The sequence below is a fragment of the Novosphingobium sp. UBA1939 genome (assembly GCF_002336885.1).
GTDB lineage: Bacteria > Pseudomonadota > Alphaproteobacteria > Sphingomonadales > Sphingomonadaceae > Novosphingobium.
On the sequence record NZ_DDFB01000137.1, the window covers coordinates 255,967 to 279,836 of the forward strand.

The 23,870-nt window shown below is 65.7% G+C and carries 24 protein-coding genes; 11 read left to right on the top strand and 13 right to left on the bottom strand.

The genetic code is table 11. From position 1 onward, the window contains the following. Nucleotides 1–114: 114 nt before the first annotated feature. Both B3547_RS18890 and B3547_RS18895 read left to right on the top strand, forming a co-directional pair. Nucleotides 115–630, top strand: coding sequence for a MarR family winged helix-turn-helix transcriptional regulator (locus tag B3547_RS18890; RefSeq protein WP_292965827.1), 516 nt, complete (start codon nucleotides 115–117; stop codon nucleotides 628–630). Nucleotides 631–864: 234 nt separating this feature from the next. Next, complete coding sequence (locus B3547_RS18895; protein ID WP_292965830.1) at nucleotides 865–3,234, top strand: TonB-dependent receptor; 2,370 nt, start codon at nucleotides 865–867, stop codon at nucleotides 3,232–3,234. 158 nt (nucleotides 3,235–3,392) lie between these two features. Here the strand turns inward: B3547_RS18895 and B3547_RS18900 are convergent, their stop codons facing one another. Beyond that, nucleotides 3,393–5,066, bottom strand: a complete 1,674-nt coding sequence (locus B3547_RS18900) for a CocE/NonD family hydrolase (RefSeq protein WP_292965833.1) — start codon at nucleotides 5,064–5,066, stop codon at nucleotides 3,393–3,395. A gap of 2 nt (nucleotides 5,067–5,068) precedes the next feature. Continuing rightward, complete coding sequence (locus B3547_RS18905) at nucleotides 5,069–5,242, bottom strand: hypothetical protein (protein ID WP_292965836.1); 174 nt, start codon at nucleotides 5,240–5,242, stop codon at nucleotides 5,069–5,071. Nucleotides 5,243–5,356: 114 nt separating this feature from the next. Between B3547_RS18905 and B3547_RS18910 the strand changes: the two genes are divergently transcribed. Together B3547_RS18910 and B3547_RS18915 are read left to right on the top strand one after the other, a co-directional pair. Continuing rightward, nucleotides 5,357–5,863 (top strand): MarR family winged helix-turn-helix transcriptional regulator, encoded by a 507-nt coding sequence (locus B3547_RS18910; RefSeq protein ID WP_292965839.1) that lies wholly within the window; start codon nucleotides 5,357–5,359, stop codon nucleotides 5,861–5,863. 103 nt (nucleotides 5,864–5,966) lie between these two features. Beyond that, nucleotides 5,967–6,278, top strand: a complete 312-nt coding sequence (locus tag B3547_RS18915; RefSeq protein ID WP_292965841.1) for a hypothetical protein — start codon at nucleotides 5,967–5,969, stop codon at nucleotides 6,276–6,278. A gap of 66 nt (nucleotides 6,279–6,344) precedes the next feature. Here the strand turns inward: B3547_RS18915 and B3547_RS18920 are convergent, their stop codons facing one another. Continuing rightward, complete coding sequence (locus B3547_RS18920; protein WP_124809428.1) at nucleotides 6,345–7,202, bottom strand: catechol 1,2-dioxygenase; 858 nt, start codon at nucleotides 7,200–7,202, stop codon at nucleotides 6,345–6,347. A gap of 131 nt (nucleotides 7,203–7,333) precedes the next feature. On the opposite strand from B3547_RS18920, the gene B3547_RS18925 reads away from it, so the two are divergent. From B3547_RS18925 to B3547_RS18935, 3 genes are read left to right on the top strand one after another with little or no spacing between them, the layout of a single operon-like run. Beyond that, entirely contained in the window at nucleotides 7,334–8,602 is a 1,269-nt protein-coding gene (locus B3547_RS18925) for a cytochrome P450 (RefSeq protein ID WP_292965844.1), read from the top strand. Nucleotides 8,603–8,645: 43 nt separating this feature from the next. After that, a complete protein-coding gene (locus B3547_RS18930) occupies nucleotides 8,646–9,941 on the top strand; it encodes a glutamine synthetase family protein (RefSeq protein WP_292965847.1) in 1,296 nt (431 codons plus the stop codon). A 14-nt stretch (nucleotides 9,942–9,955) separates the two neighbouring features. After that, nucleotides 9,956–11,413 carry an aldehyde dehydrogenase gene (locus B3547_RS18935; RefSeq protein ID WP_292965849.1) on the top strand — a complete coding sequence of 486 codons (1,458 nt, stop codon included), beginning with the start codon at nucleotides 9,956–9,958 and terminating at the stop codon, nucleotides 11,411–11,413. Between the two features lie 99 nt (nucleotides 11,414–11,512). On the opposite strand, the gene B3547_RS18940 is transcribed toward B3547_RS18935, so the two are convergent. Then, nucleotides 11,513–12,316 carry an acetoacetate decarboxylase family protein gene (locus B3547_RS18940; protein ID WP_292965851.1) on the bottom strand — a complete coding sequence of 268 codons (804 nt, stop codon included), beginning with the start codon at nucleotides 12,314–12,316 and terminating at the stop codon, nucleotides 11,513–11,515. Between the two features lie 123 nt (nucleotides 12,317–12,439). On the opposite strand from B3547_RS18940, the gene B3547_RS18945 reads away from it, so the two are divergent. Genes B3547_RS18945 through B3547_RS18955 form a run of 3 tightly spaced genes read left to right on the top strand, consistent with a single transcriptional unit; the run spans nucleotide 12,440 to nucleotide 15,107 of the window. Continuing rightward, on the top strand, nucleotides 12,440–13,330 hold the full coding sequence (locus B3547_RS18945) for a fumarylacetoacetate hydrolase family protein (RefSeq protein WP_292965854.1): 891 nt from the start codon (nucleotides 12,440–12,442) through the stop codon (nucleotides 13,328–13,330). 7 nt (nucleotides 13,331–13,337) lie between these two features. Then, nucleotides 13,338–14,762, top strand: a complete 1,425-nt coding sequence (locus B3547_RS18950; protein WP_292965857.1) for an aldehyde dehydrogenase family protein — start codon at nucleotides 13,338–13,340, stop codon at nucleotides 14,760–14,762. A 27-nt stretch (nucleotides 14,763–14,789) separates the two neighbouring features. Further along, a complete protein-coding gene (locus B3547_RS18955) occupies nucleotides 14,790–15,107 on the top strand; it encodes a 2Fe-2S iron-sulfur cluster-binding protein (RefSeq protein WP_292965859.1) in 318 nt (105 codons plus the stop codon). On the opposite strand, the gene B3547_RS18960 is transcribed toward B3547_RS18955, so the two are convergent. The 6 genes from B3547_RS18960 to B3547_RS22005 all read right to left on the bottom strand — a co-directional run bounded on the left by B3547_RS18960 (nucleotide 15,104) and on the right by B3547_RS22005 (nucleotide 19,486). Further along, nucleotides 15,104–16,402, bottom strand: a complete 1,299-nt coding sequence (locus B3547_RS18960; RefSeq protein ID WP_414690589.1) for a chloride channel protein — start codon at nucleotides 16,400–16,402, stop codon at nucleotides 15,104–15,106. The two genes, B3547_RS18955 and B3547_RS18960, sit on opposite strands and share 4 nt — an antisense overlap. Before the next feature lie 133 nt (nucleotides 16,403–16,535). Beyond that, entirely contained in the window at nucleotides 16,536–17,315 is a 780-nt protein-coding gene (locus tag B3547_RS18965) for a DNA-binding domain-containing protein (protein ID WP_292965863.1), read from the bottom strand. After that, nucleotides 17,306–18,142, bottom strand: a complete 837-nt coding sequence (locus B3547_RS18970; RefSeq protein ID WP_292965866.1) for a DUF692 domain-containing protein — start codon at nucleotides 18,140–18,142, stop codon at nucleotides 17,306–17,308. Before B3547_RS18970 ends, B3547_RS18965 begins: the two co-directional genes overlap by 10 nt. A gap of 72 nt (nucleotides 18,143–18,214) precedes the next feature. Further along, nucleotides 18,215–18,484, bottom strand: a complete 270-nt coding sequence (locus B3547_RS18975) for a hypothetical protein (protein ID WP_124809448.1) — start codon at nucleotides 18,482–18,484, stop codon at nucleotides 18,215–18,217. 76 nt (nucleotides 18,485–18,560) lie between these two features. Further along, nucleotides 18,561–19,202: a DUF1109 domain-containing protein gene (locus B3547_RS18980; RefSeq protein ID WP_292965869.1), complete on the bottom strand. Its 642-nt coding sequence runs from the start codon at nucleotides 19,200–19,202 to the stop codon at nucleotides 18,561–18,563. Beyond that, the gene (locus B3547_RS22005) at nucleotides 19,199–19,486 is read right to left on the bottom strand and encodes a sigma factor-like helix-turn-helix DNA-binding protein (RefSeq protein WP_349676505.1); all 288 of its coding nucleotides are present in this window, start codon (nucleotides 19,484–19,486) and stop codon (nucleotides 19,199–19,201) included. The genes B3547_RS18980 and B3547_RS22005 overlap by 4 nt, the downstream gene beginning before the upstream one ends. A 464-nt stretch (nucleotides 19,487–19,950) precedes the next feature. Here B3547_RS22005 and B3547_RS18990 point away from each other — a divergent pair, with 464 nt between their 5' ends. Further along, entirely contained in the window at nucleotides 19,951–20,709 is a 759-nt protein-coding gene (locus tag B3547_RS18990) for a L,D-transpeptidase family protein (protein WP_292965872.1), read from the top strand. A gap of 20 nt (nucleotides 20,710–20,729) precedes the next feature. Here the strand turns inward: B3547_RS18990 and tilS are convergent, their stop codons facing one another. From tilS to B3547_RS19005, 3 genes are all read right to left on the bottom strand, one after another. Continuing rightward, entirely contained in the window at nucleotides 20,730–21,680 is a 951-nt protein-coding gene (gene tilS, locus B3547_RS18995) for a tRNA lysidine(34) synthetase TilS (RefSeq protein ID WP_292965875.1), read from the bottom strand. Continuing rightward, complete coding sequence (locus B3547_RS19000) at nucleotides 21,671–22,612, bottom strand: tetratricopeptide repeat protein (RefSeq protein WP_292965878.1); 942 nt, start codon at nucleotides 22,610–22,612, stop codon at nucleotides 21,671–21,673. The genes tilS and B3547_RS19000 overlap by 10 nt, the downstream gene beginning before the upstream one ends. 108 nt (nucleotides 22,613–22,720) lie before the next feature. After that, nucleotides 22,721–23,734, bottom strand: a complete 1,014-nt coding sequence (locus B3547_RS19005; RefSeq protein WP_292965881.1) for a helix-turn-helix domain-containing protein — start codon at nucleotides 23,732–23,734, stop codon at nucleotides 22,721–22,723. Nucleotides 23,735–23,870: the final 136 nt, after the last annotated feature.

Sequence of the window (23,870 nt, forward strand, 5' to 3'; positions counted from 1 at the left end):
GGCTCCGACACGACATCCTCTTGCCATTTAGTTTACATAGCAACTTATGATTGTCAATCGCGACGGATGCGGACCGGCTTGTACTCAGCGGCGGAAGCCCCCAAAAGAGATGGCATGAACCAGCCCTCCAAACCTTCCTCGCGCAAGGTAATCGACCGTCATCTTTATGTTCCGCACTACCTGGTCGTTCTGGCCAACGGCATGGAGCGCGGACAGTCACGCATCTATCTGAAGCATTTCGGAATCGGCATCAACGAAGCGCGAATCATCACCGTCATCGCGCACAGCGGCCCGCTCACCGCGGCGGAGATTTCCGAAATTCTCGTGATGAACAAGTCTATTACGAGCCGTTCCATGCAAGTTCTCGAAGGCATGGGGCTGGTTAGCATTGGCGATTCGAAGCGATCGCGGCCGATCCAGCTGACGGACGAGGGCTATGCCCTTCATGACCGGATTGTCGCGGTTTCGCTGGCTCGCGAGAAGCTGATGCTCGATGGCTTCTCTCCGAACGAGAAAACCATCGTGCTGGGCTATCTCGCGCGCATGTTCAACAACATGGAGCTGGCCAACGCGATCGATCCCCTGGAAGTCGAGCGAGAGGTCCGCCCGACAGCACGACAATCGCCTTGACATAGGTTGCTATATAAACCAATAGCGCTCCCGACAATTCGCCATGAGAGCGATGTGGAGGGGAATTGCATGTATGCGTGATCGATAGACTGACCACATTCCGGAGCTCGCCGGCAGGCGTCTCCTCTCCATCCATCTCATGATCCGGTTCAAACAACGGCGCCGTTCGGGTGCCGGCGGATCGGCGTGTCCGGCGGCGACGCTGCATGCTCCGCAAGCCCAGGGAGAACATCAATGTTTCGCAATTTCAGCTCGCGTGCGCGGCGCGCGCACGTTTTGGCAAATGCCAGCCTCGCGGCGGTCGCTCTTGTCGGCTGGACGCCAGCGGCTTCGGCCCAGGAAGCCGCCGAGCAACAAGGCGCTGCCGATCCGTCCACCTCGCCCGAAACGACGGGTGAAATCGTCGTGACGGCGCAGTTCCGCGCCCAGAATCTCCAGGACACCCCGCTGGCTATCACGGCCGTGGACGCCGCTTCGATCCAGAACCGTAACCTCGGCAGCGTGGTGGACGTGGCAGCGGCAGCGCCCAACGTGAATATCCGCCCTGGCGGCTCCGCCTTCGGCCCGGCCGCACAAGTCTACATCCGCGGTATCGGTCAGTACGACAGCAGCTTCGCGTTCGAACCGGGCGTTGGCATGTACGTCGATGACGTGTTCCACGGCACCTTGCTGGGTTCGATCTTCGACCTGCTCGACCTTGATCGTGTGGAAATCCTGCGCGGCCCGCAGGGGACACTGGCGGGCAAGAATTCGATCGGCGGCGCGGTAAAGCTCTATTCGGCCAAGCCCACCGGCAGCGGCACCGGCTATGTCGAGGCGGGATACGGGGCGTTCAACCGCATTGAACTGAAGGGCAGCGCCGATTTCGCGCTGGTGCCCGACAAGCTGTTCGTCCGCGTATCGGGCGTTTCGAAGACGCGGGACGGCTATCTGACCCGTCTGGACTACGGCTGCCTCAACCCGGCCAGCGGCGTTCCGGCGGCGACCACCGGCGCGGATTGCAAGCTCGGCAAGGAAGGGGGCCAGAACATGCAGGCGGGGCGTCTCGCCCTGCGCTGGCTCGCCACCGATAAGCTCGAGGTGAACCTGGTGGGCATGGTAACCGAAGACCATTCGGAAATCGGTGCCAGCAAGCTGCTGTCGCTGACCACCACCGCTTCGATGCCTGCGGGTACGAATCCGGCCCAGTTCATCACCGGCCCCAATTCCTATACCAACTACGCCACGTATCTGAATCTGCCCTTCACCGACGCCACCGGCAGCCACGGCGCCACCTACATCCCGCCGGTCAGCAAGGTCAGCGGACGCGAAGTCTATGGCACGATCGATTACAAGTTCGGCGATGGTCTCGCGCTCAAGGCGATCTCGGCCTACCAGCGCTACAAGGGCAGCTATGGTTCCGACCTCGATCTCACGCCATACTCCACCAATTCCGCCAACTACATCTACGATCACGAGCAGTTCACCCAGGAATTGCGCCTCAGCGGATCGTCTTTCCAGGACAAGCTGGAATGGACCGTCGGCGGCTTCTACTACAAGGCGACGAGCAAATTTGGCGGCGTGACGTTCATCGCGCCCGGCACGGCGACCCAGAACTTCTATGTTACGCGCGACCGCATTCCAGCCCGCAGCGTTTCGGCCTTCGCGCATGCTTCGTACAAGCTGACTGACGCGCTGACGGTGACGGGCGGCATCCGCTACACCGACGACAAGAAGACCTATACCTACGGCCGCCTCAATCCCTACGACGTGTCCCAGCCCGCCTATACCGTGGCTGGCGCGATCAATGGCGTCACCGGCCGGTTTGCCAAGACCCGCTGGGATTACCGCGCCAACATCGATTACCGCTGGTCGCATAACGTGATGACTTACGCGCAGTTTTCCACGGGCTACAAGGGTGGCGGCGTCAATCCGCGTCCGTTCGCGCCGGAACAGGCTGTCTCGTTCAATCCCGAAACGCTTACGGCCTGGGAAATCGGCGCCAAGACCGATTTCTTCGACCGCGCGCTCCGCGTGAACATTTCCGCGTTCATCAACAAATACAAGGACATCGTTTTCACCAACGTTTCCCCCACGGTCAACAGCGTGACCAACGCCACGCCGGTCAATGCGGGTGACGCGGACATGAAGGGCGTCGAAGTCGAAGTGACCGCCCGCCCAGTTGAAGGGTTGACTATCGACGCTTCGGGCAGCTGGCTCGATTTCCAGCTGACCCGGATCGGTGCCACCGGGGCAACCATCCGGGGCATCACGCTGGGCAACAAGGCACCCTATGCGCCGGAATGGAAATTCGGCGCGGGCGTCCAGTACGCCTTCGCAGTGGGAGATGCGGGGACGATCACGCCGCGCGTGGACGTGAATTACCAGTCCTCGTTCTTCTCCAATATCGACAACAATCCGCTGGCCAAGGTCGATGGCTATGCGATCGCCAACGGCCGTTTGACCTTCGAGGACGCATCGCGCGACTGGCAGTTTTCGGTTTCGGTGACCAACATGTTCAACAAGTTCTATTACCTGAACAAGATCCGTTACCCGATTGGCATCGTCGTGGGGCAGCCAGCCCTGCCGCGCGAATGGAAAGTCAGCGTTCGCCGCAGTTTCTGAACAGGGCGGGGCGGTGCTGGAAAGGCACCGCCCTGCAAAAAAAACCAAGACGTCACCCATCGCCAGGTTTGAGTAGCCACCCGATGGCCGGACGGCCGTTATGACAGTGCTATTTCGGCCCTGCGGCCTTTGGCCGACGGTTGCCGACAGGTTATCGGTCAGCTCTCCACCTTCGGGATTACCGGCATCAGCAGATGCGAGTCGTGCTTCGGCCCGATGTGGATGATGTGGCGACCGGCGTTGCGCGTGCGCTCGTGGCGCGCGAACGGCAGGAACGGCACGCCTTCGGCGTAGATATCCGCGCCCTTGATCACGATCCTTAGCGTTTCTCCTGCGTGAAAAAGCGTGGAGGATGGCCAGATCTCGATGTCCACCGGCACGATTTCGCCCGGCGCCAGCCGCTGTTCGCGAACGTGGGTGTGGAACGGTTGCAGCGGTGTGCTTCGGACCGGGTCGGTTTCACGGTGACTGGCCCGAAGCCAGCCGAGCGCGACCGGTCCATCTTCGAAGAACGCATAGAAGGTCTGGCCAAGCGGCTGCCCATCGCGATCGAGTTTCTGCACCGCCACGAACAGGTCCATGTCGTCGGACCCTTCGGCCTCCACCCACAGGCGCAGGCTGGCGTGGCCGGTCAGTTCCGTGTCCGTGGCGAAACGGTGATCGAACACCGCTTCACCTTCGTTGGCATCATACGCGATCGTCGCGGGGCCATCGGGGCGATCCGCGCCCAACGTGCCGTCCGCCCACAGCCACAGCGGCGTCGGCACCGTGCGGGCAAGGGGCCATTCCCGTTCGGCGCGCTCCACCGCTTCGCCGTGCCGTTCGCGTACCTCGATGCGGACCGGCGGCCACGCCGCCACGGCGGTCTGCCGGCCTTTGAGGAAGTGATCGAAGAACGCTTCGCGTCGGGCCTGGCTCTGCGCCAGATAGTAGTGCGCCCACTTCTTCTGACCATGCACGTCCAGCCATTTCTGCGGACTGGACATAGCCTTGAAGGCTTCCAGCGTGCCGCGCGTGTGCAGCCCCTGGTCGGACCAGCTGGCGACGACCCACGCCGGCGTGCGGATCGCGGCGAGGTCGATCTCCTTCGAATGCCAGAAGGCATCCATCAGCGGATGGGCCAGCGCGTTTTCCCACGTGTCTTCAGTCTGGTTCAGCGAGAAGCGGATGTTGTCGGACGCGCGCGGCAGGAAGCCGGTTTCGAGTATGCCGCCGTGATAGGCGAATTCGCGATACCAGTCGGTGAAGCCTTCCCACGGGTTGATGGCGGCGAGCGCGGGCGGGTTCAGCGCCGCGACCCAGAACTGGATCGCCGCCAGGTAGGAAACGCCGGTCATGCCGACCTTGCCGTTCGACCACGGCTGATCGGCGAGCCAGTTGATCGTATCGGCGCAATCCTTGGCCTCGACCGCGCCGTTGTGGTGGAAATCGCCTTCGGACAGCCATGCGCCGCGGGGATCGACGACGACCACGGCATAGCCAAGCGCGCCCCATTTGACCGGGTCAGCCCCTTCGAACGGCGTCAGCGGCGAAAGCCATTCCGGATTTACGCCCGATCGCGGCCAGAATACCTGGTTGGACTGGGCGTGCTTGCCATAGGGGCTCCATGACAGCAGCGCCGGCAGGTCGGCTTCGCCGCGCGGACCTTCCGGCCGGTAGACATCGGCGTAGATGCGCACGCCATCGCGCAGCGGGATGGCGACGTTGCGTTCGATCACCAGCCCCGCCTCGTGGCGCAGCGCGTAATCGATCGGCGGCAGCGGCGGCTTGTTCGGCGCGGTGTGCGGGTCGACGCCAGGGCGCATGATCGGGGCGAAACCGGAGCCCGGCACGATCACAGCGCCACGATGTCTTGGCTGCGGACCCAGCGATAGTCGGGGTTCTGCCCGTCGATCACCGCCCGGGTGTCGCCCGGCACGGAAGGTGCGATCCCGCGCAGCCGGCCCAGTTCAATCGAGATGGTGAAGGCATATTCGCACTGCGGCGCACATTGGTGTGGGGCGGTCACGCTCGTCCTCTCCTGCGGGCTGCATCCAGTTATTGATTAATCACTGCCGCTAGTTGTTGATATATCTACAACCTGCGCGTGACAAGACGGTTTCAGTCGGGTATTGGTCGTGTCATGGACAGGGCCACCCCGCCGGATGACGATCCGACGCTTCGCGCTTCCGAACGGCGATGGAAGCTGTTCGGGCAAAGCCATCTTCCCTATCGCATCCTGCTACTGGCCAAAATGATCGACCGGGTCACATCGCAGCACGTGCGCGAAAGGGCGGCGATGTCGCTGGCCGAATGGCGCGTGATTTCGCACGTCGAGCTGATGGGGCGGTGCAGCGCCAGCGAAATTGCGGACGCCGCTTTCGTCGACCGGGCCGAGGTCAGCCGGGCCGTGGGCGTGCTGGAAGGGCGGGGCCTGATCCAGCGCGAACCCCACCCGCGCAACCGCAAGAGCAGCCTGATTTCGCTGACCGAGGAAGGCAAGCGAATCTACGCCTCCGTGCGCGAGGAGCGCAGCGGCATGTACGAGGACTGGCTTGGCGATCTTTCGGCCGACGAGCGCCGGCAGCTCGATATCGAGCTGCGCAAGGTCATGCGCCGGGTCGTTCTCGCCAACCCGGATATTCTCTGACGCGAACAAGGCGCCACGGTCTGGTGCTTTCCGGCCGTCGGTGGCACAAGGCGGGATGCTTCCCCACACACGAGCAATCATCGCCGCAACGGCCCACGCCTTCATGTTCGGCCACAAGGTTGCAGGCGTGCATGACCACGAATCCGGACAGGATCTGCGTATCGCTGCGGAAGTGCGGGGCGATAGAATTCAGGGCAGGGATGGCGATCGATCGTCGACGTTCGGCGGGACGCGGTCGGAAATCCATGATGCCGCCGACAACGCGTTCGTGTCGCTGGAGATCGACGGCAGGAACGCGCGTGGCTTTGATCGCGCGTCATCCAGCCATTATTCGCTGACGGTCACGGATCAGGTGGTGCAACTTTACGATCATTCGGCAGGCGCGTGGTTCGCCTTCAGCATCCAGATCGTTTGAGGCCGCGGATTCTGCCCTGGCGCTGATCCGTGATCGCCTGATGCCGTCACTTTCGAACCGAACGCATCACGGGCGGGCAAACCACACGTGGACCTGGCTGGTGCCGGTGGCGTTCTCGTAGTCGGAATAACGCACGCCCGGCCAGGTCCATTCACGGCCGCCACAGGCGCCCGCCATCATCAGGTAATGGCCAAAGCGCGCTTCGGGCACGTGCTTGAGGAATTCGGGCATGGTGTCGATGACCGAGGCATGATCGCCCCTGTAGAACCATTCCAGCCGTTCGAGATCGGCCTCGCGCGCTTCCGGGCGGCTGATGTGGATCGGGTCGGAGGCCTCGTGGAGATGGAGTACGGACAGCGGCCAGAAGCGGTGGCTCATCGATCCGCTGGCCAGCAGCAGCACGCGGCGGTCCGACGCGGCGATGGCCTGGCCGATGCCCTGGCCGACGGCAAGGAAATCGGGCGTTTCGCCGGTCTGCGCGCAGCTTACCGAAAGCCATTCCTCGCCCGCGTGCAGATAGTGGGCGAGGTTCACCGTGGGATAATGGATCGGCAGGCAGGGATCGGCGATCGCGTTGGTGCGCACGCCGCAGGCGGTGGCGCGTTCCGCGATGGCACCGGCGAGAGCGGGATTGCCTTTCAGGTCATAGGGCACCTGGCTCATCCCGCGCGGCAATTCGTCCGAGGTAAACAGGCCGGTGCGGTGCTCCTGCCCGCTGACGCAGAATTCGACGGTGGTGAACCAGTGGGAATCGAGCACGATCACCGTGTCCGGCCGGATCGCGTCCATCACTTCGCTGCGGAAGCGGTGCAGGCCGGGAACGAGGCTGATCTCCTTGCCCTCATTCAGTTCGTAGCGGTCTTCCTGCGACAACATGATGGTGGGGGCGTGGGCCAGCAGCGCGGCACCGACGATTTCTCCCATGGGGCAATCCTTTCCGTATGAACGCGCCGTTCCGCGCGTCAAATCACCATGCTTCTTTCCGGCAATCAGGCCCGCGCAGCTTGGCCGTTTTGGCCAAGTCGGGGCGGGGGACCGTCCCTATCGTCAGGAGCATGGAAACTTATCCGTTCTCCCGCTCGCAAGACGCCTTCGTCGACCTGTCATCGCAGGATGCCTTCAACGAAGGCGCGCCTTTCGCCACCTTCGACCGGCTGCGCCGGGAAGACCCGTTCGCGTGGACGGACATGTCCGATGGCGGGAAGGGCTTCTGGAACGTGGTGCGCCACGCCGATCTGCTGGAACTGAACCGGCAGCCCGACCTCCTTTCGTCGGCCAGCGGCATCCGCATGGAGGACCAGTCGCCCGAGGAATACGAAGCACGCAAGACCTTCCAGGAAACCGATCCGCCGCAGCATCGCGCCTTCCGCGCGCTGGTTTCCAAGGCCTTTTCGCGCTCGACCGTGGCAGGGTACGAGGAAGCGATCCGCCGCATCGTGACCGAACTGCTCGACGAGGCGCTGGAGGCGGGCGAATTCGACGCGGTCGATGCCATCGCCCGGCGGCTGCCGATGCAGATGCTGGCGCAGATCATGGGCGTACCCGCCGACGATGCCGCCTGGCTGGTGGAAAAGGGCGATGCGCTCATTTCCAATTCGGACCCCGACTATACCGACTTCGTGATCGACAAGGTCGATACCGACGAATACCGGCTGCTGCCGTTCCGTTCGCCGGCGGCGGTCGAGCTGTTCGACTACGCCAACGATCTGCTCGACCGGATGGACGCAGGCGAGCAGATCGGCGTGCTGAATCTGGTGCGCGAGGAAACCAGCCACGGCACGCGAATGCCGCGCGACGAGTTCCGCAACTTCTTCTGCCTTCTGGTCGCGGCGGGGAACGACACTACCCGCTATTCGATCGCGGCGACGCTGCATTCGCTGGCGAACAACCCGGCCCTGCTGGCGCAGCTGCAGCAACCCGATTTCGCGCTGTGGGACGAAGCGACCGACGAGATGATCCGCTGGGCGTCGCCCACCTCGCACTTCCGCCGCACCGCCACGCGTGATTTCGATTTCCACGGCAAGGCGGTGAAAGCCGGGGACAAGGTGATCATGTGGTTCCTTTCGGGCAACCGCGACGAGACCGCGATCCCCGATCCCTACCGGCTCGATCTGACCCGGCCGCGTAACCCGTTCCTTTCGTTCGGACAGGGCGGGCCGCACATCTGCCTCGGCATGTGGCTGGCCAAGCTGGAAGTGAAGATCGTGCTGCAGGAACTGGCGCGGCGGGTGAAGGCGATCGGGCAGACCGCCGATCACCGCTATCTGCGGTCCAACTTCATCCACGGAATCAAATACCTGCCGGTCAGGGTCGAAAGAAAATGAGGGCACCTGCGTGAACAGAATAGTGCCTGGGGAGATTGCAGCCATGACCGAACTCGCCGCCGGCGATCGCGTGAGAATCCTGTTCGCCGACCAGCTCAATCTGGCGCGCGGCAAGTACGTTCCGTCCAGCGAGGCGCGGAAGGGCCACGCGCGCCTGTGTGTTGGAACCTATGCGGTTACATATAGCAAGGCGCTTGTACCGGCTCCCGGTGGCGGCCTGCTCGATGGCCTGCCCGACATGGAAGCGCGGTTCGATGCCAACGATCTGCGCCCGGGCTGGGAAGCCGGCACCCAGATCGCGCTGGCCGACCTTCATTTCCAGGGGGAGCCGTTTCCGCTGTGCGGGCGCAGTGCGCTCAAGCGCGCGATCGACGGCTGGCGCAAACACGGGCTGGAACCGATGGTGGGCATGGAGCTGGAAGCCTATATCTTCCAGCGCGGCCCGAACGGCGAATGGGTGCCCTATGAAACGCCGGGCGCCTTCGTCTATGGCACCGGTCCTTTCACCGATCCCGCCGGGCTGATCGACGATATATGGACCATGGCCGCGCGCTGCGGCTTGCCGATCGAATCGATCAACGCCGAATTCGATGCGCCGCAGTTCGAACTGACGCTGCGCTATGCCGACGCGCTGCGCGCCGCGGACGACGTGTTCCTGTTCCGCCAGATGGCGCGCGAACTGCTGATCCGGCGCGGCTACCTGCTCTCGTTCCTGCCCAAGCCCTTCGCCGAAAAGAGCGGCAGCGGGCTGCACTTCAACATCAGCTTCACCGAGCATTCGGGCCGCAACGCCTTCGCCGACGATGTCGCCAACGGCGAACCTTCCAGGCTGATGGCGGGCTGCATCGCCGGCCTGTTGCAGCACCACGAGGCGCTGGCGGCGATCATGGCGCCGCTGACCAACAGCTATGCGCGGCTGCAACCGGCCAGCCTTTCGGGCTACTGGGCGAACTGGGGCATCGATCACCGCTCGGTCACGGTGCGCGTTTCGGCGGAAACCGGCGCGGCGGCGCGGATCGAGCATCGCCTGGCCGATTGCGCGGCCAGCCCCTATTTCGCGCTGGCGGCGGCCTTGCAGGCGGCGTTGCTGGGCTACGAGAAGGGTTATGAACTGCCCGCGCGCGAGACCAACGACGGGCTGGAAACCACGGTCACCGATCGGCACACGCCGCATTCGCTGCCCGACGCGCTCGATGCGCTGGAAGCCGATACGGTCCTGACCGAAACGCTCGGGACCGAACTCGTCGCCAATTTCATCGCGATCAAGCGGCAGGAAGTGCTCGAACTCGAAGGCAAGTCCGAAGCCGAGCAGATCGCCTATTACCTGCACTTCATCTGAGGGTCCTGCCGGCCATGCGTGAGCGCGTTTCGATCGAGGGCGTGGATGTCTCGCCCGATCACTTCATCGATGGCCGCCGGGTCGCGTCGGCCGAAACCTTCGAAACGCGCTGCCCGTTTGACTGGGATCGCAAGCTGGCGGACGTTTCGCGCGGGGACGCCGGCACCGCCGCATTGGCGGTTGATGCCGCCACGCGCGCGTTTCCGGTCTGGTCGGCGATGTCAGCGGCGGAGCGGGGTGCGATCCTGCATCGCCTGGCCGATCTGATCGATGCCAACATCGAACGGCTGGCGATCGTGGAATGCATGGACATGGCCATGCTGCACGAAAGCCTGCGCCTGCGCGTGATCGCGCGCGGCGCGCTGAATTTCCGCAACTACGCCGATCTTGCCACCGACTATCGCGAGCGTGTGTGGTCCTCGCGCGGCACGGCCAACCGGGTGATCCGGATGCCGTCCGGCCCTTCGGTGATCATCACGCCGTGGAACGCGCCGTTCATGCTGTCCACGTGGAAGTGCGCGCCGGCGCTGGCGGCGGGCAACACGGTGATCCTGAAACCCGCCGAATGGTCGCCGCTATCGGCCTCGGTGCTGGCGGACCTGATCGAGCAGGCGGGCTTCCCGCCGGGCGTGTTCAACATCGTGCAGGGCTTCGGCCGCGATCTGGGTATGGCGCTGGTCAGCGACCCGCGCGTCAAGCGCATCAGCTTCACCGGCTCGGTGCCCACCGCGCGGGTGATCGGCCGCGCCGCCGCGGAAAACATCGTGCCGTTCACCGCCGAGCTTGGCGGCAAATCGCCGCTGCTGGTCTTTGCCGACGCCGATATCGATGCGGCGGCGAAGAAGGCGGCGGGGCAATACGATGACAGCGGCCAGGTCTGCATGGCCGGTACGCGCATCATCGTGGAGGAGAGCGTGCGCGAGGAGTTCCTAGAACGCTTCCACGCCTATGCCGACGCTCATGTCCTCGGCGACAGCCGCGATCCGGCGACGACGATGTCGGCGCTGATCCACCCCGACCACGTCGCGCGGGTGATGGGCTTTATCGACCGCGCGCGCGCAGCGGGCGATACAATCGTGCGCGGCGGCAAGCTGTGGCGCGAAGGCGCGAACTTCATCGAACCGACGCTGATCGTGCCGCGTTCCAACGATAGCGAAGTGGTGCAGAACGAAGTGTTCGGCCCGGTGCTGACATTCCAGACCTTCAGGACCGAGGAGGAAGGCGTCGCGCTGGCCAATTCCACCGCCTATGGCCTGTCCGGCATCGTCTATACCGGCGATGCTGCCCGCGCCGAGCGCGTGGGCCGCGCGGTGCGCGGCGGCACGGTCTGGGTCAACACCTTCCTGGTGCGCGATCTGACCGCGCCGTTCGGCGGCATCGGCATATCGGGCCTGGGCCGCGAAGGCGGCGACTACGCGCTCGATTTCCACTCCGACCTCAAGACGCTGCAGATCCTGGAGGGCAGCGTCTGAGGCGCTGGTCTGCCCCATTGTTCGATTGCAAGAGAAAGGCTCCCGCTCCATCCGGAACGGGAGGCTTTCTCGTATGCGTCCGCAATGGGCAGCGACCTGTCACATCCGGTTGCGCCGCCGGAGCGTGGTTCCCGCCTTCCACGAAACGCCCACTTCGTGCCAGTAGCCGGCGATCTTTTCCTGCGGCGCGATGTCGAGCAGTTCCTCCACCGGGGAATCGAACAGCGACAGGTCGAAATCGCCCTTGAAGCAGCGGCCGAAGTCGACGTCGTAGCTGGCCATCGTCACCACTTCGTCGAGGCTGTCGGTGCCGTCGGTTTCGATCGAGGGCATCCAGCGGTTGTGCGCCATGGGCAGGCCGTTGACGAAGCCGGGCTTCTCCGCCGTATCGGTGATGGTGAAGCGGCCTTCCGCCAGGCGCCGGTCGAAGGCCGCCAGCGTCACGCCGAACGTGCCGCCCGGCTCCAGCCGGGGGCCGGCCTTGCCGACCACCACCGGGCGGCTCATGTGAATCGAGCCGAGCTTCTTGGGATAGCCCTGGTGCTGCCCGCGCAGCACCGCGAATTCCTTGTCCACCCAGATGTAGATGCAGCGCGAATAGTGCTTGCCCTCGAACTTGCAGCGGACGACGAAAAACATCTCCTTGTACTGCACGCGCACGGGATCGAGCAGGTGGCCTGGCTCCTCGCTCACGCTCTGCCAGTCGGCCCAGATCGCGGCGACGGCGCCGGGGTCCTCGTCGGCCGGTTCGAAGCCTTCGGGCAGGAGCGCCGCAACCCTGGCGGGATCGGTCCGGTATTCCAGCGTGATCAGCTCGCCTGAATAGTGCCATGGCACCGGCGGCACGATCGAGGCCTTGCCCGATGGCGTGCGCGGATAGAACAGACCCTTGAGACCAGACATGACGACTCCCCGTGGCGATTGCGGCGGTTCTATGCCGTGCAGCCCGGCGCAACTTGGCCAACTCGGCCAATCCCGCCCGCCCGGCATGTCGCTAAAGCCGGTGCAACAGCCAGGGAGTTCCTCATGACCGTCGAGTACCGCCGCATCCTTCTGGATGGCTATCCGATCCTCACCACCCGCCAAGGCGATCTGCTGGTGACGCGCGACGGCCGCTCGATCGGGGTGGACGATGCGGTGCATCTGCCGCCCTGCAATCCCAGCAAGATCGTGTGCGTCCACCTGAACTACCACAGCCGCGTCGACGAGTTCATTACCAAGCTGCCGGCCGCGCCCACCTATTTCCACAAGCCGCCCACGGCGCTGAACACGCACAAGGGTGACGTGGTCCGCCCCGAGCGGTGCAAGTGGTTGAACTACGAAGGCGAGATCGCGATCGTCATCGGTCGCACCTGCCGCAATATCGCGCCGTCCGAAGCGGGCGACTACATCGCCGGCTACAGCGTGGCGAACGATTACGGCCTGCACGATTTCCGCGATACCGACGCCGGATCGATGCTGCGCGTGAAGGGATCGGACACGCTCTGCCCGATCGGCCCCGGCCTGGTGACCGGATGGGATTTCCACGACAAGCGCATTCGCACGTACGTCAACGGCGAGCTTCGGCAGGACGATACCACCGCCAATATGGAATGGGACATGCACTATCTGGTCGCCGACATCGCGCGGACGATCACGCTGGAGCCGGGCGACGTGCTGCTTTCGGGCACGCCGGCGAACAGCCGCCCGGTGCAGCCCGGCGATCTCGTGGAGGTCGAGGTCGAGGGGCTGGGGCGCCTGGCCAACCGGATCGTCCATGGACCCACGCCGATCCGCGACGATTGCGGCGCGCAGCCGACCGAATCCGAGGAAGTCATCTCCACCGCGATGGGCGGCGACTGGGAGTTCCGGGGCAAGCGCGCGGCGGGCGGACAGGGCGCGCAGTTCTACGAATCCCGCCTGGACGAGAAGAAGTAGGCGCGCGATGGCCGACACCACCCGGTTCTACATCGGCGGCCGCTGGGTTGCGCCGCACGGGGCCGACCGCGCGCCCGTCATCAACCCGGCGGACCTTTCCACCGTTGCCGAAGTCGCGCTGGGCAATGCCGACGATGCCGAAGCCGCGATCGAGGCGGCGCGCGCGGCATTCGGTTCGTGGTCGCAGGTGCGGCCGGCCGAACGGCTGTCGCTGATCCGGGCGATCCATGAAGCGCTGATCGCCCGCAACGACGAGATCGCGGACGCGATCTCGGCCGAGATGGGTGCGCCGCAAGGTCTGGCCCGGCGAGCGCAGGCCCCTTCGGGACCGCAGCACTTCGGCGAGGTCATCCGCGTGATGGAGACGTTTGCGTTCGAGGAGCCGCTCGGCACCACGTTGCTGCGGCACGAACCGATCGGCGTCTGCGTGCTGATCACCCCGTGGAACTGGCCGATGAACCAGATCGCCACCAAGGTCGCCCCGGCGCTGGCGGCGGGCTGCACGATGGTGCTCAAGCCAAGCGAACTGGCGCCGATCGACGCCGCGATCCTGGCGGAGGTGATCGACAGTGTGGGCGTGCCGCCCGGCGTGTTCAACCTCGTCCACGGCACCGGACCGGGCATTGGTGACGCGCTGACGCGGCACCCGGACGTGGACATGGTCTCGTTCACCGGATCGACCCGCGCAGGCGTGGCGATCTCAATGAATGCCGCGCCTACGGTCAAGCGCGTGGCGCTGGAACTGGGCGGGAAGTCCGCCAATATCGTGCTGCCCGATGCCGATCTGGCAAAGGCGATCCCCGCCAGCGTGCGCGGCTGCATGGGCAACAGCGGGCAGAGCTGCAATGCACCGACGCGCCTGCTTGTCCCGCGCGCGCGCCTTGCCGAAGTACACGCGCTGGCCGCGCAGGCGGCCGATGCGCTGAGCGTGGGCCTGCCTGCCGGCGATCCGTTCATGGGGCCGATCGCCAACGCGGCGCAGTACCGCCGCGTGGTGGGCATGATCGAGCAGGCGATCGCGGAAGGCGCGACGCTGCTCGCGGGTGGGCCGGAGTGCCCGGAGGAACTGAAGCCGGGCCTGTTCGTGCGGCCGACCGTGCTGGGCGACGTCACGCCCGCCATGACCGTCGCGCGCGAGGAAGTGTTCGGCCCGGTCCTGTCGATCATCGCCTACGACACGGTGGAGCAGGCGGTGCAGATCGCCAATGACACGCCCTATGGCCTGTCCGGCTATGTCTGGGGCGCCGATCTCGACGCGTGCCGCGATGTCGCCGCGCGGCTGCGCACGGGCATGGTCCACCTCAACGGCGCTTCGCTCGACAGCGCCGCCCCGTTCGGGGGCTACAAGATGTCCGGCAACGGCCGCGAATGGGGCGTTTACGGGCTGCGCGAGTTTCTGGAAGTCAAATCGGTCTATGGCGGGGCCGCCTGACCGCAAACGATACGGGAAGAGGGGGCTATGGTTGGAGTGATCGTGGAGAACCTCGCCGGCGAGGTCCGGACCATCGACGCGGGCGAAGGCCTGTCGCTGATGGAGGCCTTGCGCGAAAGCGGTTTCGACGAGGTCATGGCGCTGTGCGGCGGATGCTGCTCCTGCGCGACGTGCCATGTCGTGATCGACGATGCCTACGCGGGGTTGCTGCCCGCGATGTCGCCCGACGAGAACGATCTGCTCGACAGCGTGGACGATCGCGCTTCCGGGTCGCGCCTTTCGTGCCAGATTCCGCTGGTTCCGGCGCTCGACGGCATTCGCGTGAGGCTTGTGGCGGAAGGCTAGTCCTTCGGCAGGAAGCGCAGCGACAGGCCGTGGTAGAGCTTTTCGTGGCTGATCGTGCTGGCCGCGAAATCGCCGATCAGCGCGGCGGCCAGCAGCGGCATCATCAGGCCCCGGCTGGCGGTAGTCTCCGAAATGATGATCACGGCCGTCAGCGGTGCGCGGACCACGCCGCTGAAATAGGCGACCATGCCCAGCAGTACCACCGCGCCTGCCGGATAGTCCGGCAACAGGCTGCGCAGCATGTCGCCGATCCCCGCCCCGATCGAGAGCGAAGGCGCGAAGATGCCGCCCGGCAGGCCGGAAACGGCCGTGGCCAGCGTCGCCGCGAATTTGGCCGCGCCAAACCACAGCGGTACATCGCGGCCCTCGATCACGCTGCGCGCCGCTTGATAGCCGGTGCCCCACGTCAGGCCCGTCGCGACGCCGAGACCGGCGACGACCAGCCCGCAGCCCAAGGCCAGCAGCAGCGGCCGCGCGCGCAGCCAGGCCATCGGCGCGAAGCGCGTCGATCCGGCCGACAGCATCAGGTGCGAGAAGCAACCACCGGCGAGGCCGCCCAGCACGCCCGCCACCGGCGTCGCGACGAGCGCCTGCGTGACGTTCAGCGTCTGGCGCATCTCGCCGAAGTAGACGTAGTCGCCGGCCAGGCCCAGGCTGACCATGCCCGCGATCAGCACCGTCGCCATGACCAGCAGCGTGGTGCGCTGTTCGTAGGCGGCAGCCAGTTCCTCGATCGCGAAGGCTACGCCCGCCAGCGGCGTGTTGAACGCCGCGGCCACACCCGCCGCGCCGCCCGCGATATAGACCGAAGCGCGCAGCGGCACCCGCATCAGCCGGTGTGAATAGCCCATGATCGCGGCGGCGATCTGCACGGTCGGCCCTTCGCGCCCCACCGAAGCCCCGAACAAAAGCGCGCCGATCGTCAGGAAGAACTTCACGATCGCCGTGCGCCCGGAGACGAGACCGCCGAGCGCCGCCTCGGGGTCCTTGGTCGCGGCCATGACCTGGGGAATGCCCGATCCCTTGGCCGCGGGCGCAAGGCGCAGGGTCAGCCAGGCGAAGGCGACGAACCCGGCGGGCGTGAGCACCAGCGGCATCCACCACCAGCGCGCGACGATGCCCTGAAAGCCCTCGTTCGCCCTGTCGGCCAGGGCGGCGAACAGCAGCGCGATCAGCCCGATAAGTATGCCGCCGCCCAGCAGCGCCACGCGCCGCCGCCAGATGAACGCTTCCGGCCCGTGGCGGCGCAGCAGAATGCGGACCCGCCGGGGAAGAAAGCGCTGGAGGGGATTCACGACAAGGGCCTTTCCGTTGCCGGCGGCCATCAACGGGTGGAGCCGCCTTGCATTCGCATGGCTCTATGCGGGCGATGGCGGGGGAATGTCCACCCGGCAGGTTGGCATGGCGTGATTTTACAGGGCTTTGGCTTCAGCGATCGGGGTGCCGCAGCAGGCCCGCCTGACTCCAGCGCGCCAGCAATTCGCCCGCCAGCGCAAGGCCGTGGTCCGCTCCCAGCGTCTCGACCAGCTCTTCGCACATCGTCTCGAAGCGCAAGCCAGTGGCGAGGCGGGGCAGCAGGGCCGTTTCCTGCGCATCCATGAGCTGGAAGCAGCATGTGAAATCCTGCCGCCACAGGATCAGTGCGCGAACGTCGCCGCCATGGTCGGCGGGTGGCGGCGCTTCCTCGCGGTTCAGCGCGGCCCAGATATCGGCCGCGTTGGTGGAAAGCGTGAGGAAGGTTGCCGAGGGGACGAGCCGCAGCGTGGCCGTATCCCATGCCACGTCGGGGATGTCGGCCAGCGAGAGCGCCGGGGCGTCGGGCGCGACGAAGGCTTCGGACAGGGCCAGTTCCAGCCGGGCGAGGTCTGCCGTTTCGGGCTGGTCCGGAAACAGCGCGGCCAGCGTGCCCGGCAGGCCTTCGGCATATTCGTCGAGTGTCCAGCTATGCGGGGGCACGGCATCGACATGATGGGCTGCCGCGCTGCGGAAAGCGTCCGCGCCGATCAGGGCCAGCGTCTGCGGATAGCTCTCTTCCAGGCAGTCCATCAACTGCGCGCGATAATTGTTCTGGTAAACGGAAAGACCGCGCCGGTCGGTCAGCGGCAGCCGCTCGCCGGCGCTTTCGTCCGCTTCGGCCAGCCACCGGCTGAAATCGGCCTGTATCGCGCCCAGCCCGGTCGCGTTCGGCCTGGTCGCGATCAGGCCCATGCCACGCTTCCGTTACGCGCGATCGAGCGCGCGACATCCAGTTCGTCGAGGAGATCGGCGAGCGGCGGGATGTTGTCGTCCCGCTCGATCATCACGGCAACGTCGGTGTCGAGCTTGTGCATCACCGTTCCGAACAAGGCCCAGACCGGATCGGGCACGGGCTGGTCGTGCGTGTCGATCAGCAGTTCGCGGCCCTGCGTGTGGCCGGCGAGATGGATTTGGCGAACCTGATCCAGCGGCACACCGGCGATGTAGGCATGGGCGTCAAAGCCGTGGTTCACTGCGCTGACGTGAATGTTGTTTACATCGAGCAACAGGCCGCAGCCGGTACGCTGGCACAGCGCGGCGATGAACTCCCACTCGCTCATCTCCGCGCCGGTGAAGGCGAGGTAGCTGGACGGGTTCTCGATCACCAGCGTCCGCCGCAGAATGTCCTGCGCCTGTTCGACGTTGCGGCACACCACGTCCAGCGCCTCTTCCGTGTAGGGCAGGGGCAGCAGGTCGTGCGAATTGAACCCGCCGGTGCGCGTCCAGCACAGGTGATCCGAAACGAGCATCGGCTCCACCTCGTCCGCCAGCGCCCTGAGCCGCAGGAGGTAGTCGCGATCGATCCCGTCGGCGGACCCGATCGACATCGAGACGCCGTGCAGCGCCACGGGATGCTTTTCGCGCACCCGGCGCAGTACGTCACGCGGGCGCCCGCCAGGGACCATGAAGTTTTCGGAAATGACCTCGACAAAGTCGACCGGGACGTCGCCTTCCAGAAAGTCATGGTAGTGCGGCTTGCGCAAACCCAGCCCGAAACGGGGAGAGAGGGGAGGTGTCATGAGGGGCGCTCTGGCAGGGTTGGTGCGGACCCGCCGGCCGCGCGCGAACGCGCGACCGGCACAGGCCGCAAATCAGCGCGGAGCGGTCAGGCTGCCGCCGGCCTTGGTGCATTCGGCGGCGGTCGTGTCCTTGAAACCCTGACCCTTGCAGTCGTTCATACCCTTGCAGTCATGGTTGCCCGACTTGCAATCGGACTGGCCCTTGCAGGCGTTGATGCCATAGCAGGCGACCTTGGGCGCTTCGTGGTGCTTGGCCAGCGCGGGCGTGCTGCCGGCCATCGACGCGGCGGCGATCAGGGCGGCGGTGGCGGCGAAGCTGATGCTCTTGGTGGACGCTTTCATGGTATTCTCCTGAAGACTTGCCTGAGTGGCAACGGTACTTCGGGCGACCGGCTGCGACGGTTACAGATTTTGCGAGTCACCACCGCAGTAATTTCGGCCCCAGCATCGCCCCCGTCAACGCCGCCAGCGCGATACCGAGCGAATACCAAGTCAGCACGAAAATCGCCGAAACTTCCGGGCAATGCAGGCAATAGAGCGTGGCACCCCAGGCACCCGCCGTCAGCCCCGCCGTGGCCCCCGCCAGCCGCAGCCGCGTGGGCGCCAGACGGCGGAAAGACCACAACAGCCCGCCGAAAATCGGCACCGAGAGCAGAAACACATTGGTCGAGCACACTCTCCAGCTCGCCCCCAGCCACATGGCCAACCATTGCGAGGAAGGCACCGAGGCCAGTTCCTGTACGCTGATCGCCACCAGCCCCAGCACCGGCAGACCGGCCAGCCACAGCCAACCCGTCATTCCTGTATCGGGCCGCGCCAGCCGCGCCGTGGCAAGGCTGGCACAGAGCGCGAGGCTGCCGGTATAGAGCCACTTGATCCAGAACATCGCCCCATGCATCGCCAGCCACAGATCAGGCCGGAAACCCAGCAGTGAACCCACCGCCAGCAGCGTGACCACGCCCCCCAGCATCACGCCCGCCACCAGACGGCGTGACAGGCTATGGCGCGGCACAGGCGGCACATTGGCGGCAAGGGTGGAAATCAGATCCTCGGTCTTCATGTCAAACTGTCCCTGACCTTTTGCGCCAGCGCCTTGAGGCCGCGGTGGACGGAAACCTTGATGTCGGATTCGCCAAGGCCCAGTTGCGAAGCGGCCTCGGCGGTGGAAAGCCCGTCGATCCGCGTGGCGCGGATGGCGGCGGCCTGTTTGGAGGGAATCGTGTCGAGCAGGCGTTCGACATCGGCGGCAGCATCGCTGGCTTGTGCGAACCCTTCGGCATGGAGGATATCCTCCAGACCCTCGATGGTGCAGGTGCGACCAGCTTTGCGAAAATGGTCGATCATCTTGTAGCGCGNNGGCGGGTGTGGACCGCGATCAGCGTCTCCTGCAACAGATCCTCGATGTCGTCATCCTGCCCGCCCATGCGGCGGCGATAGAAGCCGCGCAGCACCGGCACCAGCGCGCGCAGCAGCTGGGCATGGGCCGCGCCATCACCGGCAAGGCCCATCACCATCCATTGTTTCAACGCATCTTCGCTCGGTCGCATAAGGTCACCCCGAGAGCATTACGGCGTCGCACCCGCTCCGGTTACACCATCGCGGCATGGAGCGGAAAAAATTTCGACTTTGCCGGCGTTTCCGGGCGACAATGCTGACACAAGCTAAAAACCTGTTTCAATCCGACACATGCCCCACGCACCGCTGGTCAGACCACAAAAGTTAAGCCAAAGGTAACCATATATTTTAACGCTGCATTACGCAGGCGAAAGGCTTGGAAAACCATGTCGGAAACGGCAGACGGGCGCCTTATGGGCGACGGATATGCATGGACACGCACGCTGATCGTGGCGGGCGGGCTGGTGGCGACGGCGGCAGGTGGCCTAGCCCTGCGCGCGGCGGACGAGCGCGCAGGCACAGCGCATATGCCCCGTGCCGAAGTGCTGGCCGCAAGGCCCGAACTGGCCGCCTCGATCAACGAGGCCTATCGCACCTTGCGCGATCCCTTCGCCGATGCCCGCGCGGTCAGCTTCGATTCCGGCGCCACCACCATCGGCCAGCGCCATCCGGGACAGGGTGGCGGGGTGATGGACAATGCCCCCACCGACCGCCGCTTTGTGATCAAGCGCATCCTGCCCATTGCCGGCCCGATCAAATATGGCGCATGGCATTGGGACGAGGAGGGTGTGCCCGCCGGCCCGCTGGTCATCACGGTGGACCTTGACGCGCGCGTGCTCTCGGTGTTCCGCAACGGTTATGAGATCGGCGCGACCGCCGTGCTGCTCGGCACGCAGGAAAAACCGACCCCGCTGGGCGTGTTCCCGATCCTGATGAAGGACAAGGACCATACCTCCAGCCTCTATGACGCGCCGATGCCCTACACGATGCGCCTGACCGGCGATGGCGTCTCGATCCACGCCACCAAGGTGCAGAACGGCTTTGCCAGCCACGGCTGCATCGGTGTGCCGCTCGATTTCGCCCAAAAAGTGTTCGGCGAGGCCCATGTCGGCGACAAGGTCTATATCACGCGCGGCAAGCAGGTCGGCGTCGGGGATTCGCTGGTCGATTAAGGGCGTGGATTGATCGGGACTCAGGCGCGCCTTTTCGGCGCCTTCATCAACACCCAGCCTTGCGGGCCGGGACGCGCCACCAGACCGCCGATGCTCATCGGTTGGCGTGCCAGCAACGTGTCATAGAGCCGCGCCACCGCCTCGCCGCGTGCCGCTTCGCCATCCATGTCCTCGATGATCCGTGCCAAAACGCGCAGCGCGATGGCGCGCGGCGCGGCGGGGCGATAGGTCACGCCCATCCCCTCGCGCAGCACGCGGGCGCCATATTCGCGCCCCGCCGCCCAGTCCAGTGCATCATCGGCTTCCGCAATATGCCCCGCCGCACGCGCCCATGCGCCCACATCCAGCCAGTCTGCCGACGCCAACGCCTGCCGCACCCGCACGCGATCAAACGCCTCGTTGCGGTTGGACGGATCATCGGCCGCCACCAGCCCCGCCTGCGCTACCATCTCGGCCAGTTCCGCCCGTCGCCAGCCCAGCACGGGACGGATCAGCAGATGATCCGCATCAGGCACCCAACTGCGTTCGCGCACGCCAGCCAGCCCCGCCACGCCGCTGGCGCGGTTGAGCCGCATCACCAAAGTCTCGGCCTGATCGTCGGCATGATGCGCGGTGGCCAGAGCGGCGACGCTTTCGGCCTCCATCCATGCCGCCAGTGCGGCATAGCGCGCAGCGCGGGCCTGCGCCTGTACGTTACCATCCACAACATCGACGCGCAGAATGCGGTGCGGCACGCCGAGCTTGGTGCATACGCGCGCCACATCGGCTGCTTCCGCCGCACTTTCCGGCCGCAATCCGTGGTCCACCGTCGCCGCGCAGACCGTATCGGGCCGCGCTGCGGCCGCCATCAACAACAGCGCCAGGGAATCCGGCCCGCCGGACACCGCGATCCCCAGCTTCAGCGCGGGATCGCGCGTGCCCTCCGGCCAGATCCGCGCCAGATCGCCTATAAAACGAGGGTTTAGTTGCACTGCACCTTCGCGCGGATGTCGGAATAGGCACCCCGCAAGCGCCCGCCCGCCTCGTTGGGATAACCATCGGCAAATTCACCCAGCGCGATGCAGGCGCGGTTGGTGTCTTTCAACTGGATCATCGCGTCGGCCAGATAGAGCAGGCTATCCGCCGCGCGTTCGCCCTTCTTGTTGGCCTGATAGTTTTGCAGGAACCACGGGGCGGCCTCGCGCGGCTTGCCCTCGTCCAGATAGGCGCGGCCCAGCAGATTGCGCGCGCGGCTGGCGCTCTTGTGGGTGGGATATTTGTCGAGATAGAGCTTCAGCTGCTGCTCCGCCTCGGGATAGAACTTGGCCTCCCACAGCTTGAAGCCATAGGTGTATTCATCCTCGGCGGTATCGGCGGTCTGCGGCTTGATGATGGCTTTCACCGCCGCGACGCGTCCGGCGGGGGGCGCCGCGGCCGGCTTGGCAGGCGTGGTTGCCGCAGGCTTGGTAGGGGTAATGGCCACTGGCTTGGGCGTGGCAACGGCGGGTCTGGTTTCGGGCACCAGCTTCACCGGTTCGGGCGCGGGAACGGGCGTCGCAGCCACCGGTGCGGGCGCCGGAGCAGCCTTGGCTTCCAACTGGCGCAGCCGGTTGGCCAGTTCCTCGACCTGCGCGGTCAGCCGCGCGTTCTGCGCCTCGATCGCATCCATGCGGGTGAGCACATCGGTCATCGCCGTGGTGGCGGGCGTGCCATTGGCCGCCGTGGCGCTGGCGGGCACCGCGCCGGGGAACAGTGCCGGATCGCCGCCCGGGAACACCTGACGCTGCAAGGCTTTCACCTCCGCCTCGACCTTGCGCAGGCGCGTATCGGTCGTGTCCTGCGCATGGGCCAGCCCCACAGGCATCAACCCCGCCACAATTGCCAGCACTGCGCCTCCGCGCATCCAGCGCCGCATGTTCACCATCTTGCTTGTGCTCCCGAAACACTCACGTTGCCACACCGCCCCGAACGCGAAGCGGCGCTGGCCTATCGCTGTCTGATGCCCAAAAGCGCGAGCGCTGTCGAGAGCGGCTTATTGCGGAGCGGTGGATGGATTCGTCGCTGCGGCAGGCTGAGCGTTGAGCGCGCGCTGGGCGATGCTAGCCTCGCTGTCGGTGCTGGCCGGACGCGGGCGAGGCTTGAATGCCGGCTTGGGCCTGGCATGGGCTGTGGTGCTGGCCGAGGGGCTCGCTGCGGGAGAGGCCGCCAAGACCGAGGCCGAGGAGGACGGCGATGGCCGGGGCGCTGTGACGGGTTGCGGCTTGGCGCGGGCCAGCAAAGCCTCTGCCGAGATCGGCATGCCCTTCACGGTCTTCTGCTCTTCGGCCAGTTTGGGAATGGGCTGGCCGCCGACCGTGATCGCCAGCTTGTCGGGGCGGCCGGTCCAGATCGTCGGCCCCTGCGCCTCGGCGGGGACGGTGTAGCTCTCGCCCAGCGCCAATTGCTTTTGCAGGATCTGTTGCCCCGCGCTGTCCGAAATCTTGAGCCAGAGCTTGTCCATCTCGGCCGTCAGCACCACCGGAGCCTTGGCGTCAGGCGTAACGCTGGCTTCCGCGCTGGGCGCGGGATCGGGTGTGCTGGCCACCGGCGCGGGCGTTTCCACCGGCAGCAGCGAGGGCAGCGCGTCGCTGGCGGCATGGTTGTTCTGCCACCACACAAAACCGCCAGCCCCCACCACGGCCAGTGCCACCGCCGCCGCCCAGGCAAAGCGCGAGGAGGGAACCCTTGCGGGATCGCCCGGTGTGAAGGCGGGAGGGGCCGAACTGTCATCCTGCGGCGCGGCAGCGGCATAATCGGCGGCTACCGCCGAGGCCACGGCCCCCTCGTCCTCGCCCACTGCGCGGGCGAAGGTCTTGGCAAAGCCCACGGCATAGGAGCGGCCGGGCAGCGCGGCGAAATCACCGGCCTCGATCGATTGCAAATGGCGGGCGGGAATACGGGTGGTGGCGGCCAGATCGGCAATCGACAGACCAGCGGCCTCCCGCGCACGGGCCAGACGCTCGCCTACGCTTGCCGCACCCGACACCTTGCCTTCACCCGCGCTCATAAACGACCTGTCAACCAATTGCGTCCCGAAGCCGGACAGAACGCCGGAAGCGGTGCAAAGTCAACCGGATTCACCGATCAGACCGGCATCCCTTGCGACAAAATGCAGAGTCCCCCAGCCGATGCGTGCGAGGCGA

What these genes read in the sequence shown, in the direction of transcription:
- B3547_RS18955 (WP_292965859.1), top strand. Translation starts at nt 14,790, where the DNA reads ATGGTTGGAGTGATCGTGGAGAACCTCGCCGGCGAGGTCCGGACCATC.
- B3547_RS18895 (WP_292965830.1), top strand. Translation starts at nt 865, where the DNA reads ATGTTTCGCAATTTCAGCTCGCGTGCGCGGCGCGCGCACGTTTTGGCA.
- B3547_RS18945 (WP_292965854.1), top strand. Translation starts at nt 12,440, where the DNA reads ATGACCGTCGAGTACCGCCGCATCCTTCTGGATGGCTATCCGATCCTC.
- B3547_RS18965 (WP_292965863.1), bottom strand. Translation starts at nt 17,315, where the DNA reads ATGGGCCTGATCGCGACCAGGCCGAACGCGACCGGGCTGGGCGCGATA.
- B3547_RS19005 (WP_292965881.1), bottom strand. Translation starts at nt 23,734, where the DNA reads ATGAGCGCGGGTGAAGGCAAGGTGTCGGGTGCGGCAAGCGTAGGCGAG.
- B3547_RS18990 (WP_292965872.1), top strand. Translation starts at nt 19,951, where the DNA reads ATGGGCGACGGATATGCATGGACACGCACGCTGATCGTGGCGGGCGGG.
- B3547_RS18935 (WP_292965849.1), top strand. Translation starts at nt 9,956, where the DNA reads ATGCGTGAGCGCGTTTCGATCGAGGGCGTGGATGTCTCGCCCGATCAC.
- B3547_RS18930 (WP_292965847.1), top strand. Translation starts at nt 8,646, where the DNA reads ATGACCGAACTCGCCGCCGGCGATCGCGTGAGAATCCTGTTCGCCGAC.
- B3547_RS18950 (WP_292965857.1), top strand. Translation starts at nt 13,338, where the DNA reads ATGGCCGACACCACCCGGTTCTACATCGGCGGCCGCTGGGTTGCGCCG.
- B3547_RS19000 (WP_292965878.1), bottom strand. Translation starts at nt 22,612, where the DNA reads ATGGTGAACATGCGGCGCTGGATGCGCGGAGGCGCAGTGCTGGCAATT.
- B3547_RS18970 (WP_292965866.1), bottom strand. Translation starts at nt 18,142, where the DNA reads ATGACACCTCCCCTCTCTCCCCGTTTCGGGCTGGGTTTGCGCAAGCCG.
- B3547_RS18910 (WP_292965839.1), top strand. Translation starts at nt 5,357, where the DNA reads ATGGACAGGGCCACCCCGCCGGATGACGATCCGACGCTTCGCGCTTCC.
- B3547_RS18920 (WP_124809428.1), bottom strand. Translation starts at nt 7,202, where the DNA reads ATGGGAGAAATCGTCGGTGCCGCGCTGCTGGCCCACGCCCCCACCATC.
- B3547_RS22005 (WP_349676505.1), bottom strand. Translation starts at nt 19,486, where the DNA reads ATGATCGACCATTTTCGCAAAGCTGGTCGCACCTGCACCATCGAGGGT.
- B3547_RS18915 (WP_292965841.1), top strand. Translation starts at nt 5,967, where the DNA reads ATGTTCGGCCACAAGGTTGCAGGCGTGCATGACCACGAATCCGGACAG.
- B3547_RS18975 (WP_124809448.1), bottom strand. Translation starts at nt 18,484, where the DNA reads ATGAAAGCGTCCACCAAGAGCATCAGCTTCGCCGCCACCGCCGCCCTG.
- B3547_RS18890 (WP_292965827.1), top strand. Translation starts at nt 115, where the DNA reads ATGAACCAGCCCTCCAAACCTTCCTCGCGCAAGGTAATCGACCGTCAT.
- B3547_RS18980 (WP_292965869.1), bottom strand. Translation starts at nt 19,202, where the DNA reads ATGAAGACCGAGGATCTGATTTCCACCCTTGCCGCCAATGTGCCGCCT.
- B3547_RS18925 (WP_292965844.1), top strand. Translation starts at nt 7,334, where the DNA reads ATGGAAACTTATCCGTTCTCCCGCTCGCAAGACGCCTTCGTCGACCTG.
- B3547_RS18940 (WP_292965851.1), bottom strand. Translation starts at nt 12,316, where the DNA reads ATGTCTGGTCTCAAGGGTCTGTTCTATCCGCGCACGCCATCGGGCAAG.